Origin of the sequence: Chitinophaga sp. ARDCPP14 (assembly GCF_051362515.1) — a bacterium.
In the GTDB taxonomy this organism is placed as follows: domain Bacteria; phylum Bacteroidota; class Bacteroidia; order Chitinophagales; family Chitinophagaceae; genus Chitinophaga.
In genome coordinates this window covers 101,852-118,251 of the sequence record NZ_JBKIXB010000014.1, presented here as the reverse complement: position 1 = coordinate 118,251, position 16,400 = coordinate 101,852, and the positions used below count along the sequence as shown (strand labels likewise).

The following is a 16,400-nucleotide window of genomic DNA, read 5'->3' as shown; positions in this document are numbered from 1 at the left end:
GCCATATATTCCCGGTTGAAAGCCAAAAATGTCCACCTGGTGGCTTTTTTGCTTACTTAAGCCATCAGCAGCCGGTACTTTTGAATAAAATAAAAATTCAAAAGATGAAAACAATAATGATGTCGGCGATAGGCGCCGCAATGGCATTCACACTGGTTTCCGCGGTATGTGCAAACAGGAATACCACTCACAAAAAAACAGCTCCGGCCGGCAACGGCTTTGCCGTGCTGGAGCTGTTCACCTCGGAGGGATGCTCCAGTTGTCCACCTGCTGATGCCCTGTTAGCGCGTATCCAGGACGAAGCCGGAAATAAGCCCATCTATATTCTGGCCTACCATGTGGATTACTGGAACCGCCTTGGCTGGAAAGATATATTCAGTGATTCCCGGTTTTCAAAGCGGCAATATCAATACAGTGAACAGCTAAACAGCCAGGTATATACGCCGCAGCTGGTGGTGAACGGCAAATCATCCTGCATAGGATCAGATGAAGCTGCAGTAACTAACGCAGTAGGCGACGCTTTGGCCAGCGCTGCTGAACAAACCCTGAATATAAAAGGGCAACTGCAATCCGGCAAGGCAAGTCTTGCTTACGAATTTACAGGCGATGCCGGCAACAGCCGCCTGCTGATAGCCACAGTGCAAAAACGTGCTGTCAGTAAAGTAACCAGGGGAGAAAACGAAGGCCGCATGCTTTCACATGTGCAGATAGTACGAGACCTTCACTCATTCGGCCTCGGGGCCAAGCAGGGCACTGTGCAGGTTAATTTACCCGGCGATTTTAATACACAGGAGTGGGAACTGATTGGTATGATCCAACATGGGGAAACAGGAGCTATTAAAGCGGTAACGCGGGCTTCCCTGTAATTACGCTCATCCAAAAGGAATGAAAGCGTCTCAATTATTTTTGAGACGCCTTCTTGTTTTTAAACATCTTATACCTGCTGATTTAGAAGCTGATTGTCGTCGCTATATTAAACCGGTACTCGCCGTTGCTTTCCTTCCTGAAAATATAGGCTGAGTCTGAAAACGATGCCTTATAAATGGAGTCCCCGATTTTAATTGACTTAATAGACCTTCCAAAGGCAGGGCAAGGTATTACTTTCGAAACGCCTTTATCAACAATTGTCAGATCATAAGAACCTCTTCCCTGAAATTCATAGGCGGTAATAATACCTGACAGCTTATTTTCATGAATACTATGCATCTCTGCTTTAAACCGGGTAAAATTTCTATATAAAATAGTTCCTAAAACAGCTTGTGCCATCACCATAATGGCTAATAAAACTTTCATGGTGGGATTCATTTTCTCCATACAGATACTCCTTTTTCGGCGCAGAATAGATTGGCTAAGTAACAGCAGCATGCTAATTTATCAATTTCCCCTCAGAATAAAAGCGGGTGCCTCAGAATTACTCTGAGACACCCGCTTTCTCTTTTTAATGCAAATGGCTTTAAATTCTTACCGCTCATGGCAAAGCCCGTACGCCTTAAAACTCAGCATTTAAACCCGGGTACATCTTCCGGAACATCGTATAAGTTACACTTACCATTATAAACGCCACAACAGCATCTACGGTTGCCGGTAACCCAAGTACGCTTAGTTTTGAAGCAAAGGCAAAAATGATATCAAAGAAGATCCCGGCAAACACCCATTCCTTTAACCGGAGCAACTTGCCAGGAGTTAAAAGAACGACTACACCAGACAGCTTGAAAATACCAAGCAGGTATATAAAATGTGAGGGGTATCCCAATTGCTGCGTTATTCCCCATACAATTGGATTTCCGGTGATTTCAAAAAATCCGCTTGCTCCAAACCACAAGGAAGTGAGCACGGTTCCTATCCAATAAATTGTTGTTACAGTTTTCTGTGTCATGAGATTTTTGGTTTACGTTATCAATGACACAAAGTTGTAACAGGAAGAAGGAATAGTCCAGGTAATTTGAGGTGAAGCGGACAAACGGAAAGGCTGGTTAGACAATACAGGGTGTAAAAAAACTGGTTAAAGCCGGGTATCTCTAAACGATTACCTGGCTTTAATTGCTGCCTTTTCAACTAACGTTTTTCAACAGCCGATTTTAACTTCAGAATCTCCTGTTCATGCCGTTTTAGCTGCTCATCCTGTTTAAGAATATACAAGGTTAACTCCTCCACCTTCTGCAGTAGTTTCCTGTTCATCTCACCCAAATCCTGCCCCTGCTCTTTTACCTCTTTTTCTGAAGGCATATCCGGCAAATGTTTATGTTGTTTAATAAAGGCATCTACGTCAGACAAAGCCGGTAAATCATAATCCGGTGCAAACACAAAATCAGGCCAGGCGGTATAGGCCTTTACCTTTATCCTGGTAAAAATCGCGTCGCCATTCACAGCCAGTTTGTATCCCTTCGTATCGTTGGTGCCGATGCCTACATTTCCATTGGTAGCATTCTGAGCGCCGGCCAGGATAATATCTCCATTGGATTTGAACAATAACGGCGCATAATATCCCGAACCTTGCCTCACTGCGTAAAATTCCAGCGTAGGCCCGGTAGCATCTCCGCTAAAGTAACCATCCTTCCTTAAAGACGCTTCCCAGAGAAAGGGTTTACCAGTTGCAATACCGGTGGTAGTTTTTACAGTGAATTTTAAATCCATGTATGCGTTGGCGTCTCCATCGCTCAAAAAGTTTACGCCTCCTCTCGTGGTTCCCATATCTATCGCGAGCTTGTCGGTGGTAGGTGCCATTCCTATCCCCACATTACCATTGGCCGTGAACGTCCCTTTCAGGTTCAGGTTGCCATAGTTATCCAATGACATAACCTGGTCTGCATCGGTTGCATAATCTATTGCACCATTATCATGGGCGAGCCAGCGGAATCTGAATAAGCTGGCCTTTAAACCAGTCAGGCCAAAATTGATAGAAGCACTGCTCTGATGAATAAACCCGGACCTGAAGTTGCTAGCATAGAACCCGGTAGTGATTGTATTGGTGTAGGTGTTCGGGAAATTTAATGTACTGTATGTACCTGTTTGGGCTTTTACAGGAAACCATACACATAACAAAATAAAAAAACTAAGGAAAACTCTGGTCATAGGGATTGAATTATTATAGTGAAACCGTTAACATTGTTACAACTTTATGGGCAACACATTACTTTTCCAGGTAAGGAACGAATTTCAAAAATGGTATAAAGAAAGCATAACGCAAAATAATAGATTCCTCCGAATGTTCAAACCAATATTTAATCATAACATATATTCAACATTGGTCAACTTATCTACACCTGCCGGGGTGATCACTTCAACCAATCCGCAATCGTAACACCGCCAAGGTATCCCATAACAAGCACCACCAGCCACCCCGCCAGCTGCATCCACACAGGATGCCGGTAATGTTGCAATAACCTTGCGCTGCCTGCCGCCACCAGCACTACTGCAAGCGCCACCGGCAATATAAGGCCATTAAGCGCGCCTGCCATCAGCAACAGCTGCACGGGGTTGCCGGCTATTACAAAAACAACAGTGGAAAAAAGTATAAAAACGCTGATAAACCAACGCTCGTTCGCCGCAATAAAAGGATGAAATGTTTTCAGAAAGGAAACAGAAGTATACGCCGCACCTACCACAGAAGTAATAGCAGCGCTCCACATTACGATACCAAAGAAACGGTAACCGATCTCCCCTGCCGCGATCCGGAATACAGATGCCGGAGGATTACCACTGTCAAGCACCGCGCCCTGTGTGATAATACCCAATGCCGCCAGGAACAATAAAACGCGCATGATGGCGGTAATAACAATGCCGCTTACTGCACTGCGGTTAACGAACCGTACCTGTGTTGTTCCACTTACACCAGCGTCCAGCAGCCGGTGTGCGCCGGCAAAACTAATGTAACCACCAACGGTTCCGCCCACAAGGGTAACAATGGCTTTGGTATTAATCACTGCGGGCCATACGCTTTGCCGCACCGCCTCCACCATTGGCGGATGGGAACTGATGGCCACGTACAACGTGAGCAGCACCATCAGGATACCAAGCCAGCGCGTAAACTGATCCAGCACATTGCCGGCCTCCTTCATCCAGAAAATAAACAGCGCGATACCACAACTCAGCAACGCACCATAAACAGTATCCATACCGGTGAGTACCTGTAACCCCAATCCACAGCCACCTATGTTGGCAATGTTAAAGGCCAGTCCGCCTGTTACCACTAATGCCGCCAGCACATAACCCAGACCCGGCAACAACGCGTTGGCAAGATCCTGCGCGCGGTACCCGGAAACAGTGAGGATACGCCAGATATTCAGTTGCGCACCGATATCCAGCAACACCGATATCAATATTACAAATCCGAAAGACGCCGCCAGCTGCTGCGTAAATACCGTTGTTTGTGTCAGGAAACCGGGACCAATGGCGGAAGTAGCCATGAGAAAGGCTGCGCCCAGCAGCACGGAAGATTTTTGTTTACTCAAGGCCGTTGTATAGTTAATTGATGATGATGTAATGCAGCATGGATGGTGCGCGCAAATTCGACAGCATGTGCGCCATCGCCGTGAATACAGATGGTTTCAGCCGTCATCGGAATCGTATGCCCGTTAACGGTAGTTACCTTTTGGTCGGCGACCATCTGCAACACCTGGGCTATTACCTGCTCCTCTTTTTCAATAAGCGCATTGGGTTGTGTGCGCGGAGTGAGAGAACCGTCGTCCTGGTAGGTCCTGTCGGCAAATACTTCGCTGGCTGTTTTCAGTCCGGCCTCCCTGGCGGCGGTAATAAGCCAGCTGTTACTGAGACCGAAAAAACAAAGCCGGGAGTCCACATCTTTCACTGCTTTAACAATCACGCGCGCCATTGCGGGAGACTTAGCCGCCATGTTATACAATGCACCATGTGCCTTTACATGTCGCATAGTGGTATCGAGCGATTTGCAAACCAATTGCATGGCATACAGTTGTGTGGTAATCAATTCATACAATGCATGATCTGAAAGCTGCTGTTCTGTTCTGCCGAAATGTTCTTTATCTGCAAACCCCGGGTGGGCGCCAATAGCCACGTTATTTTCGAGCGCCAGCGTTGCCGTACGCAGCATCGTATCATGATTGCCGGCGTGGTAGCCGCAGGCAATATTGGCGCTGCTGATAAAAGGCATAATAGCGGAATCGTTGTCCAAACCCTCTCCCATGTCGCAGTTGAGATCTATATAATGCATAGTGATGATGATTAAACAGCCTGCTGTTGCAGCCATTCCTCCAGTCGTAATTTACAGGCATTTTGAAGAAAGAGCAAGTCCTGCTCCTGTTTCCACAACAAGGCAGACGCCTTTTTTTCCTCGGTCATGCTGAAATGAATCTCCTGGTATGGCATGCGTTGCGAAAGGGAAGGCATGTCCGCTGTTATCACGTGCGCCAGCCGCCCATACCCACCGGTCGTTTGATGGTCGGCCATCAGTATAATGAGTTGTCCGTCCGGCAATAACTGGATGGTGCCCCTGGTGGTGCCGGCAGATAGCTGTTCCTCCCGCGGCTCGGTAGCCAGGGCTGGTCCGGTTAACCGGAATCCCATCCGGTCGCTTTGTTCCGTTAAGGAGAAGGCAGTGTTGGTAAATTGCTGACGGGTATCTTCGGATACCAGGTTCCATTGACTGCCCGGCAATGTATGTATAATGCCGTTTCTGGTATAAAGATGGCTTACATCAGCGGTCCATGGCAACGCTACAAACTCTTTGCCCTGGAACCATGACGGGGAAATATTGCCTGACCGTAGGTGGAGGCGGTCATTTTTTTTCAGCGGCCGGCCATCAAACCCGCCGGCGCCTGCCTTTAAATGGGTGCTGTAGCTTCCCAGCCAGGGCGTCAATGCCAATCCTCCCCGTACTGCCAGGTAGCACCGCGCACCGGAAACAGGCTTGTTAAAACGCAGCACCGTTTGTTTACTGACCAGCACCGGCCGGTTAATATCGAGGGGCCTGCCGTTGACGATTGCCCCGAAATCAGCGCCGGATAAGGATATCATGGCTTCTGTATCAAACAGGAAAGCAGATGCCGGAAAATGCAGTTCAATAGCCGCTTCGGTAATGTCGTTTCCCACCAGGCTGTTGGCAACTGCAAGTGCAACCCGATCCATAGCCCCTCCGGGGTTAATGCCCAGGTGCTGATAACCGTACCGCCCTGCATCCTGGATGGTATCCAGCAATCCTTGTTGTATTACCTGTATCAATGTTTTTTGGTCTTAATGTGTCAAATATAATGGGTCATCTCCCGGAAATCTTCCAGTGATACCGGCATAAACTTCACCTGGTCGCCAGGTTCGCAATAACAAGGGGTTTCCGCAGCGGCGTCAAACAGCCGCAAAGGGGTACGACCAATAATATTCCAGCCCCCCGGCGATTCCTGCGGATAAATACCGGTTTGTGCACCGGCAATACCTACACTTCCTGCCGGTACCCTGAGCCGGGGCTGCTTTAACCGGGGCATAACCAGCAAGTCGTGAACGCTGCCCATGTAGGGAAAGCCGGGCAGAAATCCCAGCATGTACACCGTGTAGGTTTGTGCCGTATGCAGTTCGATGATATGCTCCGGGGAAACTTTCTTGCTCTCCGCCATCGCATGCAGGTCAGGTCCTAGGGAAGGATGATAGCATACAGGGATCTCCAGCAGGCGGGGTGGCGGGCCGGCAGTGATTTCCGCGGCCCCGTCCAGCGTTGCCGCAATCAATTCCCGGATCTTTTCACCGCCGTAACTATGCTGTTGACGATACAGCACCACCGCATCATATACCACCGTCAGCGAGGCATAGGCCGGGATAAGGTCCAGGATGTAAAGCTGATGCAGCTCCCGTAGCCGCCGGAAGGCCTGCATCACCTGGCCATGAATATCCCCGCCAATCTGTTGTTCCCATTCGATGATAACAGCCCGGTCGCCCAGGGAAGATATACGGTAGTTTTTGTGCATATATCTATGAAGATAAAATAACTTTAAAACATTATGGTACATTGCTGTTAATACCGTAATTTCAGGGTACATAACATATCTATGAATGAACCTTTTTAGCCTCACCAAGCTTAAATTGGGTCCATCACTACTTTTATTGCTATTAGCGGATTGTTTTATTTTTTCGGGAGTAACAGCACAAATCAAAGCAGATTTCAATGCTTCATCAACCAGTGATTGCGAACTGCTACTAACAACATTTAGTGATAAATCGACAGGTCAGCCTATATCCTGGCAATGGGACTTTGGTAACGGTTATACCTCTACTGAACAGCACCCCGGGGCTACCTATGTCAAGCCGGGTGTGTATACCGTGTCCCTCACCGTGAAGGATGCAGCCGGACAATCTTCTACCATTACCAAAACAGGATTTATTACAGTAAGATCTAAGCCCAAAGTGGACTTCACGGCTACCAATGTAACCGGCTGCGCGCCTTTGCAAACCACCTTCACAGATAAATCAGACCCGGTAAGCGGCACCCTGCTCACTTATACCTGGGACTACGGAGATGGAACTACCGGCACTGGCAGCACCAGCACACATACTTATCAGCAGGCAGGAAAATATCCCGTAACACTCATTGTTACCAACAGCTATCAATGCACCAGCTTTAAATTGGTAGATACACTGGTAAGGGTATCCCCTCCTATTGTGGCCGGTTTTACGGTCGCCGATAAAATATTCTGCAGCGCACCCGCCATTGTGCAGCTCACCAATACCTCCACCGGTCCCGGCCAACTGGCCTATAACTGGACCTTTGACGATGGAAGCTCTTCTTCTTTAAAAGATCCCGGCACACATACCTTTACCAGCAAGGGCCTTCATTCAGTTACCCTGACGGTGACCAACGAACTGCGTTGCAGCTCGGTTAAAAAAGCAGCCGATATTAACGTAGCCGCCTATACTACCGATTTCACCTTTCCATCTCCTGTTTGTTCCAATACGCCGGGCATTTACAGCGGTGTATTTGCTACTACCGGTCAGCTCCAAGTAGCCTGGGAGATCAACGGTCAACCGGCTTTAAACAACCCGGATAATACTACCACCTACACCCCGCCTGCTACTGGTCCGTTACATATTAAACTAACCGCTACCTACGGCAAATGTGTGGATGTAGCAGAGAAAACACTGGATGTTAAGCCATCACCGGCAGCCAACATCGCCGTAACCGTCCCGCTTTTCTGTAACCTGCCGGCTACCGCCACGTTCACCGGCAACGCCCCTGCCGCCGCTGCATGGAAATGGGACTTTGGCGACGGGCAAACCGCTACCACGCAACACCCCGCACATACCTATGCTGCAGAGGGTAACTACACCACTACATTGCTAACCACCAGCAAGGATGGCTGTATGGCTACCACCAGCAGCAGCTTCGATATATCTCCCGTAAAAATAACCGCAGCAGCAAAAAACAACAGCGGTTGCGAAGGACTAACGGCCAGCTTCAGCGCCGCTACCAACAATGCAGACGTCATTAAAACCTATCTATGGGATTTTGGCGATGGTAGTCCCGCATCAGCATTGGCAACTCCTGCCCATCAATATAGTGACGCAGGCATCTATACGGTTTACTTAACCTATACTACCGTCAATGGCTGCACGGGAAAGGTAGAGACAGTGAATAAGGTAGAAGTATATAAAAAACCGGTTCCTGACTTCGTTTCACCTGATGCGCCGAAAATATGCGGTAATAATCCCGCTGCATTTAAAGACCAGTCAGATATTGGCGACAGCTGGCGCTGGGACTTTGGAGATGGAGCCGCCGCCGCCGGCAAAAACACCACGCATAGCTATCAACGCCCCGGAACGTATGACGTGCAGCTGATAGTGGGTAATCACACCTGCTATGATACTATTGCGAAAAAGGAATACATTACTGCTACTACTCCATTCCCCCGGTATGCGGTAAGGCCGGTGGACTGTAACAAACGCACTGCTATCGTTTTCGAGGATCATTCCTTAGGAGCGGAATCCTGGGAATGGAATTGGGGCGACGGTACCGATACGGCCTATAGTAAGGCTACCGCTACTTTAACACACGTTTACCCGGGCAGCGGTACTTACCAGGTAGTGCTGACTACGAAAGACAGTCACTGTACCACCCATCAAGGATTGATGGTAACCGTGATCGCTCCTTCTCCTGTAGTCATCAGTACAGATAAAACTACTTTATGCAGCAATGAGTTGCTGAACGCGGCTATCACCAGCTACAACCCTGCTATATATAAAACCTCAGGCTACAAATGGCTGGCAGATGGCATCGACCAGAGCGATCCCGACAACCAGCAAACATTCATCTACAAAAATCTTCCTCCGGGTAAAAAACTGATACAATTATCAGCCGAAAACCTGCAGGGCTGTATAGACCTCAGTAACATTATACCCGTAAACGTTCGCGGACCTGTTGCCGGGTTTAAACTGCCGGCCGCAAAATGCGCCGGCACCGAACTCACTTTCACGGATGTTACCACTACGAAATACAGTGCAGGTATCAGTCAATGGCAATGGGATTTCGGCGATGGCACCCCGGTAGCCACCTTTACAAAAGGACCTTTCGTGCATACCTACAAGCAGCCGGGCAATTACAACCCGATGCTGAAGGTAACAGATAAAGAGGGTTGCGTAAGCTATGGTTATGACAACACCCTCCAGGTAAAAGGCCCTCATGCTGTATTCGACGCCAGCAGTTATCTTGTTAAACCAGGTACAGATGTATTCTTCTATAACAAATCCAGTGAAACCGGCGGCACTATTACCAGTGTGAACTGGAACTTTGGAGACGGGCATACTTCTGCCGCCACCGGAACAGTGGTAAATAACTACACACTGTCGGGAACCCATCAGGTAATACTGCGCGTAAAGGATAACAATGGTTGTGAAGACAGTGCCAGGAAACAGGTAAGAGTGTCTGCTGTTGGTGCAGCCTTTACCTATAGCGGTATTTTTGCTAATGGCGGCAGTTGCGCACCTATGATCTTCTTCTTTACCAATACTTCCCTCAGCTATATTTCCAGCCATTGGAGTTTTGGCGACGGCACCACTTCTACAGAAGCGGATCCCATTCATACCTATACGGAACCCGGACGTTATGAAGTGATACTAACCGCCCGGGGCGAAGCTGGCGTAACAGATCAGTACATTGATACCATAGAAGTAAAAGGCCCCTATGCCGCTATAATTGCCAGTTCTGACGGCGGCTGCCTGGAAAAGGAGATCCGGTTTAATGTGGTTAGCAAGGGTACACAGGATTTCAGCTGGGATTTTACAGATGGTATTATCCTTCATACTAACGACCAGGTAGTGACGCATGTTTTTAAAACGCCAGGCATCTATCAACCGAGGCTGCTCCTCACTGACTCTGCCGGTTGCAGGGGCAGTGCACTGCTGCGCAACCCGATTGTTATTGACAAACTCGACGTGCAGTTATCATCCACGCCCGCTATCCTTTGTGGTAAAGGAACGGTTACTTTTAATCCTGTATTCAACAGTTTTTCGATTGATCAATTAGGGAAGCCGGCTACCTATCAATGGGATTTTCATCCCACATTGGTACCCTCCAATGAAACTACGGCCACCCCATCCTTCTTTATCCCCGCACCGGGTAAGTATGACTTTAGTCTTACCACCACTACCGCCTATGGTTGTAAACAAACAGTAACTACCAACGTAAACGTGTATACGAAGCCTGTAGCCAGCATTGCCGGACCTGATAAAGTCTGTGTGGAATCTCCGGTCAGCTTCACCGGCAGTGCTGTCAACGACAATGGCCTCACCTGGGAATGGAACTTTCATAACGGGCAAACCCCTGCCGGCAATAAACCTCCGCAACAAGTGTTCTCTCAGCCTGGTCCTGTGGATGTATCGCTTATTGTTGCCAATAAAGACGGCTGTACAGATACGGCCCACCACCTGCTCAACGTGCAACCTTTACCTAATGCAAAGGCCACTTCACTGAGTGAATTTATCTGTTTACATAATACTACTGTACTACAGGCTTCCGGCGGCACCAGTTATGAGTGGACACCCGTAACAGGGCTCAGCAACCCGTTCACCGCCAACCCCGCGGCAAGTCCTGATACCAATACCACGTACCACGTGAAAGTAACAGACAGCAACGGATGCGTTAATACAGATCAATTGACGCTGGCCGTAATCCAACCCTTTAAGGTAACGGCCACACCGGATACCTCACTGTGTCTTGGCGCAGTATTGCCATTATACGCTTCCGGTGCAGACTATTACAAATGGGAAGGCAGCGGCCTGGCAAATCCCAATACAGATGCTACCACGGCTACATTAACGAATACAGGCAACTATACCTACACCGTAACAGGCTATGACAGCAAAGGATGCTTCTCCGATAAATCATCCCTGCAGGTAACCGTAGCGCCCCACCCATCGGTAAATGCAGGCCCCGACCGGAATGTTCCCGCGGGCACTCCTGTGCATTTGACTGCTGCCGCAAGTAATGATGTAGTCAGCTATAAGTGGACGCCACAACAGGATCTCAATTGCCCTGGCTGTGGCAGCATACAGGTGATTCCTAATCTTACCACCATCTATTCCGTAGAAGTGGAAAACCGCTATGGCTGCAAAGCAACAGATGATGTTACGGTACACGTCCTGTGTAACCAGTCCGCCGTTTTTATGCCTAACGCATTTACGCCCAACCAGGATGGTCAAAACGACCGCATTTATCCTAAGGGAAAAGGCGTAAAAGAAATTGAATACCTGCGCATCTATGATCGCTGGGGAAAACTGGTATTTGAAAAAACACATTTCCAGATCAACGCACCTTCTGCCGGTTGGGATGGCCGGATAAACAATACAGCGGCCGCTTTTGGAAGCTATATTTATTACATGCAAACCATCTGCGAAAACGGAGAGAAATTTGAATTCAAAGGAAGCATTTTACTGGTGAAGTAATCTTTCCAAACCCGGAGCAGATACCACCATCATCTTCATGGAGCTGTATGCCCCGTCCGACAATGGGTACGGCCGTTCATTCACCATCTGCACAAACTCAATGCTGAGCGCCAGGAACAACGGGAAAGGACTGTGCGGCGAAATACTGACGGTAAGCGTCAACGGCGCAGTAAAGCGGCTATCCAGCAGCAATGGAGCACTACTTACCTCGTCACTTTCAAAACGCGCTCCGGCAAAATCAATCGCACTCACTCCGCAGGTAATGATGACATGTGTTGCGCCGTGCGGAGCCTGCACCTCCTTTGCCGGCAGGAAGGGCGGTATTACAACGGTTCCCTTGCCGGTATCGCGATCGATAGCCGCCGTTAAGGGTGCATAAAAAGAAGTACTCATCACGCGCGCTGTATTGAATTCAAAATGCTCCATGATTTTTATATCGCCATCCACCACGTTGCGCCATCCGCGCTCACTGATCGCATCCGCTTTTATCACCTTCAGGAATTCCCGGAGGAGGCGGGGTGTAACGCCACCATCGGCTGCGTTCCTTATCATATTACGGAAAGCGGTGCGGAGCAGTTTCCCGGCCCTTCCGGCCCGGCCAAATTCCCAACTATTTTCCCTGCTGCGCTGGAAGGCAGGGTCTGTGGCTACCCGGGCGCCCGGCACACCGGATCTTTTTCTGACCACGTAACCATGTTTGGTTTTATAAAATGATAAATTTTCGAGTGGGCCAGTAAATTGCAGCAATCCATCTTGTTTGCTCATAGTAAAGTATTTTCGTTAGAAGAAAGGCAATTTAGGTAGCTATGCCTGTTAAGCTGCTCCTGTTGATCAACCAGGTACTATGCGAAGTTCTTTACCGGCAGGCACACGTAAAAACAAACCCGCCGCTTTTGCCGCTTTTTGTCACATTTTGCCGGAAATGGTTGGGGCATAGTGTATGGGGAGTGTATGGGAAGTGCATGGGAAGCCCATTGGAAGTCCATGGGGAGTGCATGGTAACCGTATAGATAACGCAGGGAATACGCAGGGATCAGGCATGACTGAAGCAGGTGCTGTCCAACCCGCTCGCTTATCACTGGAAGGAGCAAGAAATGGTAAAATTCCTGGTAATAAATGAATGGTTTCAGGGTTGGGAACCCCATCTTACTCCCCAAAAGTATGGATCACCTTCGGCTCGCCATTCCTTGCAATGTCGCTGATCAATGCGCTGTCGCCGGGATAAAATAAGCGCTTCCCGGCGCAGGTATGCAACCCACAGGGCCAGCAGGAAATTATGTTCTGTTGGATATTGATGTAATCCTCTCCCCTGTAGCTGACCAGTGTTACACTGCCGCCCTGCTTAAGCGACACAAAGCTGTCGATGGCATGTTTCAGCCAGGGTAGATTCGCCACAGGATTTTCCACATTACAGGCGGTTGTCTTTTTCCTGTCTTTCTTACAGGCCGCTACTAACAATGCTGCAGCTAAAATACAGTAGATAAATCTCATAGGGTTGCATTTTTTTATTAAACGTTTTTATCCTGCATAAAGTTACATATTGCTAAAGCTAACGCACGGTAATGCCATAACGCATACCATTACCGGCCATCGGTACAACCAGTTGCACTTCCATTCCATTCAGCGTATAATCTGTAATTTGTACCGTGTTGCCGAATACTTTACTGGTCGACTTCACCTTATACCCCTCTCTCAATAATTGTTGCTGAATGGTTTCCAGGTCATTTTTATAGATAGTGTTGTAGGTTATTGTATTAGGCCTGTCAGAATACAATATTTTTTCCATAGTTAATGTTCCACCCTCCTTTTTCAGTTCATAAGCGTGGTATGTATACGGCTCCTCCGGCGGCATTCTTTTATTAGCAAAAACAAACTTCTGCTTATCCTCCATCTCTATCCTGAAAGCGTCCATACTCATTTTATTCATCTGCCTTAAATTTTCAAGACTAAAGCTTTGGGCAAAGGTACTTCTGCCTAGTAACAATAAAATGACAACTGCAATCGCCTTTATCTTTTTCATAATCTCTTCTTAAATTTAATTTGCTTCCGGTTCATGCATCAGCGCTTCCGGAAAACTATAGTTCTTATCAATCCAGGGAATAATGACGCTGTCTGTTTTCGTTTCCTTTTTAGAGACAAGACAACTGCTGCGTATAATTTTCAGGTCGTAATTTTTCTTTTCTGATTTGATAAACAAATAGTTTCTTTCGTTGCATATTTTCAGGCTCTTTTCATCATGCGACGACCCAAAATCACCATAGCTATGATGGACCACGACAGAAGTCAGGTTGTATAATTTACCGGCTTCCATCGCAATAATGTCATCTTGTTCCACCAGATCTCCCATATGCATTTGCCCACCGGCGATTACCAAAGCTACCACATTAGTCCCGGCCTGAAGCAACTTCTTAAATCCTCCGGAATTGCCGTACATACCGCCACCTCCCGCATGTAGTTTAAAATCTGTCATCTGCCATTGTTGATCTTTTTGCTCAAAAACAAAGACATCGCACCAGCCGTAGCTAAGAATGCCCTGCTCCCGCCCGGGATTCTCCACCACTACTACCGCATATACGCCACCAGGAGTTTGAAAAAACCGGGGATCGTTAACAATGCGTTGAGCGCTCTTTTTATTAACAGCCGCATCGGTTTTCACAGTATCGTATACAGGTTTTATAAAATTATTCACCGTCGCTTTGTCCAACCCGGGCTGGTCTATTAATTTAAGGTTCCAGCCTTTTTCTGCCCTGTCAGTTTGTAACAGGCTGGTACTCCGGATAAACCATTTGTGTTCTTTCTCTACCAGCACAAAGTTCTGGATATACCTTCCGTCACCGTTCACCGGGTCTTTTACTACCACATCTACTTTTGCTTCCATGTTTTTAGTGTCGCGCTGTCTTTTATAAGTAACAGACGACAGGATAACATGATTAATACCGCCGTAACTGCCTGAATCGGCAAATTGTTGCAGGGTGCCCCATTGAGGCCCGGTACACAACGCATAGGCACTGTCAAAATCCCGCTTTCCCAGGGCACCGTAAAATTTTTCTACAACGCCCTTGTATGCCTGGGCATAAATAAGGGGTGATGCAAGCATCAACAAGAAAAAAGAAATCAAAAATCTGCTATTCATTATCCCGATAAAAAAATACGTGACTCATAAGTTTTTTCACAAGATGGTCGTTGTGTTTTAAATCTAAAAGTAACCATAACACGGGCTACAATAAATACCTGCTTTCAGGTATTTATCTGCCGGTAAAACTGTACTACTTTTAAAAAGCCAATATCAATATACGCTTGCAGAAACCATCAAAATGAAATAATTGATGAACCAAAATAATCTATTGAAGATAGTATCGCTGCTAATAAGCAGCTTTTTTTATTTTACTTCGTGCGCGCAGGAAATGGAATATGCCATCCCACCGGGACAGTTTAGCCGGATACAACCTATGAGTGAGGGACTCCTGAGCGTAAAAACAAAAAGAGATGGACTATATGGTTTTATCAATGCCGCAGGTGAGTGGAAAATACCCGCCCAATATAATCTGTCATCCCCGTTTAGTGAAGGCTTCGCGTCGGTAGTACCAGCGGGTGCTGATCTCTATGGTTATATTAATAAAACAGGAAAACTGGTTATTGAACCAGGATATAAGGATACAAGACCTTTTTCCTGTGGACGCGCCATTGTGTGGATTCCAGGAGGTAAAGGCTGGGCCTGTATCAACACTAATGGCAAAATAATATTTACGGCGGAAAGTATAAAAGCCGAACCTACCAGTATGCCCTATATGTTTAAAGAAGGCCTGCTGGAAGTTTTCCAGGCAGATAAAGATAACAATTTCCGTCACGGATTTGCGGATACTGCCGGCCGGTTGGTGATCCCCTATCAGTATAGCAATACCTTTTATTTTTCAGATAGCGTGGCGGTAGTAACAGGAACAAAAAAAACAGGGAACCAAAACGAAGGAGACGAATACCATGCAATAATTGATAAGAAAGGTAATACCTTGTTTACCCTTGCCAACAATATAAATGATGTAACAATATTTAAAAAAGGCATCGCCAGGTTCCTTGCAGATGGGCACTATGGATTAGTGGATAAGAAAGGCACAATAAGGTTAGCTCCCCGTTTTGACAGGTTGCCGCCAGATTACGATGGCGGGCCTCTTTGGGGCATCATACGTGGAAAGGCGGGTGACAGCAAAGAGGGCTTCCTTTACTTATTGGACAGCAATTTCACAGAAACAGGCAAACTGCTCCTTTATGCCGCAGGTAAACGTATTACCGGCACTGAAGGCAATTTTAGCGAAGGGCTACTGGCGGTAAGACAAGATGATTTATGGGGTTATATTGACACAAAAGGTAAATGGATCATACCACCACAATTTACCGAAGCCGGGCAGTTTAATGAAGGGCTGGCTATTGTGAGCAATAGTGAGGATTCAGTAAGCGTTATTAAGAATCCATTGAGTAGCTCTAAATAACCTCCCTGGTTCCACGTCCCT

14 protein-coding genes are annotated in these 16,400 nt (G+C 47.4%); 3 read left to right on the top strand and 11 right to left on the bottom strand.

Annotation, left to right across the window (positions count from 1 at the left end; genetic code table 11):
• Positions 1–104: 104 nt before the first annotated feature.
• Positions 105–866, top strand: a complete 762-nt coding sequence (locus ACLHR0_RS28675) for a DUF1223 domain-containing protein (protein WP_436491258.1) — start codon at positions 105–107, stop codon at positions 864–866.
• An 82-nt stretch (positions 867–948) separates the two neighbouring features.
• Here ACLHR0_RS28675 and ACLHR0_RS28670 read toward each other — a convergent pair whose 3' ends face one another.
• The 7 genes from ACLHR0_RS28670 to pxpB all read right to left on the bottom strand — a co-directional run bounded on the left by ACLHR0_RS28670 (position 949) and on the right by pxpB (position 6,929).
• Positions 949–1,314 carry a hypothetical protein gene (locus ACLHR0_RS28670; protein ID WP_436491256.1) on the bottom strand — a complete coding sequence of 122 codons (366 nt, stop codon included), beginning with the start codon at positions 1,312–1,314 and terminating at the stop codon, positions 949–951.
• Between the two features lie 175 nt (positions 1,315–1,489).
• A complete protein-coding gene (locus tag ACLHR0_RS28665; RefSeq protein WP_436491254.1) occupies positions 1,490–1,876 on the bottom strand; it encodes a DoxX family protein in 387 nt (128 codons plus the stop codon).
• Between the two features lie 179 nt (positions 1,877–2,055).
• Positions 2,056–3,072 (bottom strand): hypothetical protein, encoded by a 1,017-nt coding sequence (locus tag ACLHR0_RS28660; RefSeq protein WP_436491253.1) that lies wholly within the window; start codon positions 3,070–3,072, stop codon positions 2,056–2,058.
• Between the two features lie 203 nt (positions 3,073–3,275).
• The gene (locus tag ACLHR0_RS28655) at positions 3,276–4,451 is read right to left on the bottom strand and encodes an NRAMP family divalent metal transporter (protein ID WP_429047325.1); all 1,176 of its coding nucleotides are present in this window, start codon (positions 4,449–4,451) and stop codon (positions 3,276–3,278) included.
• Positions 4,448–5,188, bottom strand: a complete 741-nt coding sequence (locus ACLHR0_RS28650; RefSeq protein ID WP_436491251.1) for a 5-oxoprolinase subunit PxpA — start codon at positions 5,186–5,188, stop codon at positions 4,448–4,450. The genes ACLHR0_RS28655 and ACLHR0_RS28650 overlap by 4 nt, the downstream gene beginning before the upstream one ends.
• An 11-nt stretch (positions 5,189–5,199) precedes the next feature.
• A complete protein-coding gene (locus tag ACLHR0_RS28645; RefSeq protein ID WP_436491249.1) occupies positions 5,200–6,195 on the bottom strand; it encodes a biotin-dependent carboxyltransferase family protein in 996 nt (331 codons plus the stop codon).
• 20 nt (positions 6,196–6,215) lie between these two features.
• Positions 6,216–6,929 carry a 5-oxoprolinase subunit PxpB gene (gene pxpB, locus ACLHR0_RS28640; RefSeq protein WP_436491247.1) on the bottom strand — a complete coding sequence of 238 codons (714 nt, stop codon included), beginning with the start codon at positions 6,927–6,929 and terminating at the stop codon, positions 6,216–6,218.
• A gap of 85 nt (positions 6,930–7,014) precedes the next feature.
• On the opposite strand from pxpB, the gene ACLHR0_RS28635 reads away from it, so the two are divergent.
• Positions 7,015–11,895, top strand: coding sequence for a PKD domain-containing protein (locus ACLHR0_RS28635; protein WP_436491245.1), 4,881 nt, complete (start codon positions 7,015–7,017; stop codon positions 11,893–11,895).
• Here ACLHR0_RS28635 and ACLHR0_RS28630 read toward each other — a convergent pair.
• From ACLHR0_RS28630 to ACLHR0_RS28615, 4 genes are all read right to left on the bottom strand, one after another.
• The gene (locus ACLHR0_RS28630) at positions 11,881–12,660 is read right to left on the bottom strand and encodes a hypothetical protein (RefSeq protein WP_436491243.1); all 780 of its coding nucleotides are present in this window, start codon (positions 12,658–12,660) and stop codon (positions 11,881–11,883) included. The genes ACLHR0_RS28635 and ACLHR0_RS28630 overlap by 15 nt on opposite strands.
• A 381-nt stretch (positions 12,661–13,041) precedes the next feature.
• Positions 13,042–13,386: a hypothetical protein gene (locus ACLHR0_RS28625; RefSeq protein WP_436491241.1), complete on the bottom strand. Its 345-nt coding sequence runs from the start codon at positions 13,384–13,386 to the stop codon at positions 13,042–13,044.
• A gap of 58 nt (positions 13,387–13,444) precedes the next feature.
• A complete protein-coding gene (locus tag ACLHR0_RS28620; RefSeq protein ID WP_436491239.1) occupies positions 13,445–13,915 on the bottom strand; it encodes a hypothetical protein in 471 nt (156 codons plus the stop codon).
• Positions 13,916–13,930: 15 nt separating this feature from the next.
• On the bottom strand, positions 13,931–14,992 hold the full coding sequence (locus ACLHR0_RS28615) for a hypothetical protein (protein ID WP_436491237.1): 1,062 nt from the start codon (positions 14,990–14,992) through the stop codon (positions 13,931–13,933).
• Positions 14,993–15,221: 229 nt separating this feature from the next.
• Between ACLHR0_RS28615 and ACLHR0_RS28610 the strand changes: the two genes are divergently transcribed.
• Positions 15,222–16,379, top strand: coding sequence for a WG repeat-containing protein (locus ACLHR0_RS28610; RefSeq protein WP_436491235.1), 1,158 nt, complete (start codon positions 15,222–15,224; stop codon positions 16,377–16,379).
• The last annotated feature ends 21 nt before the right edge of the window (positions 16,380–16,400 follow it).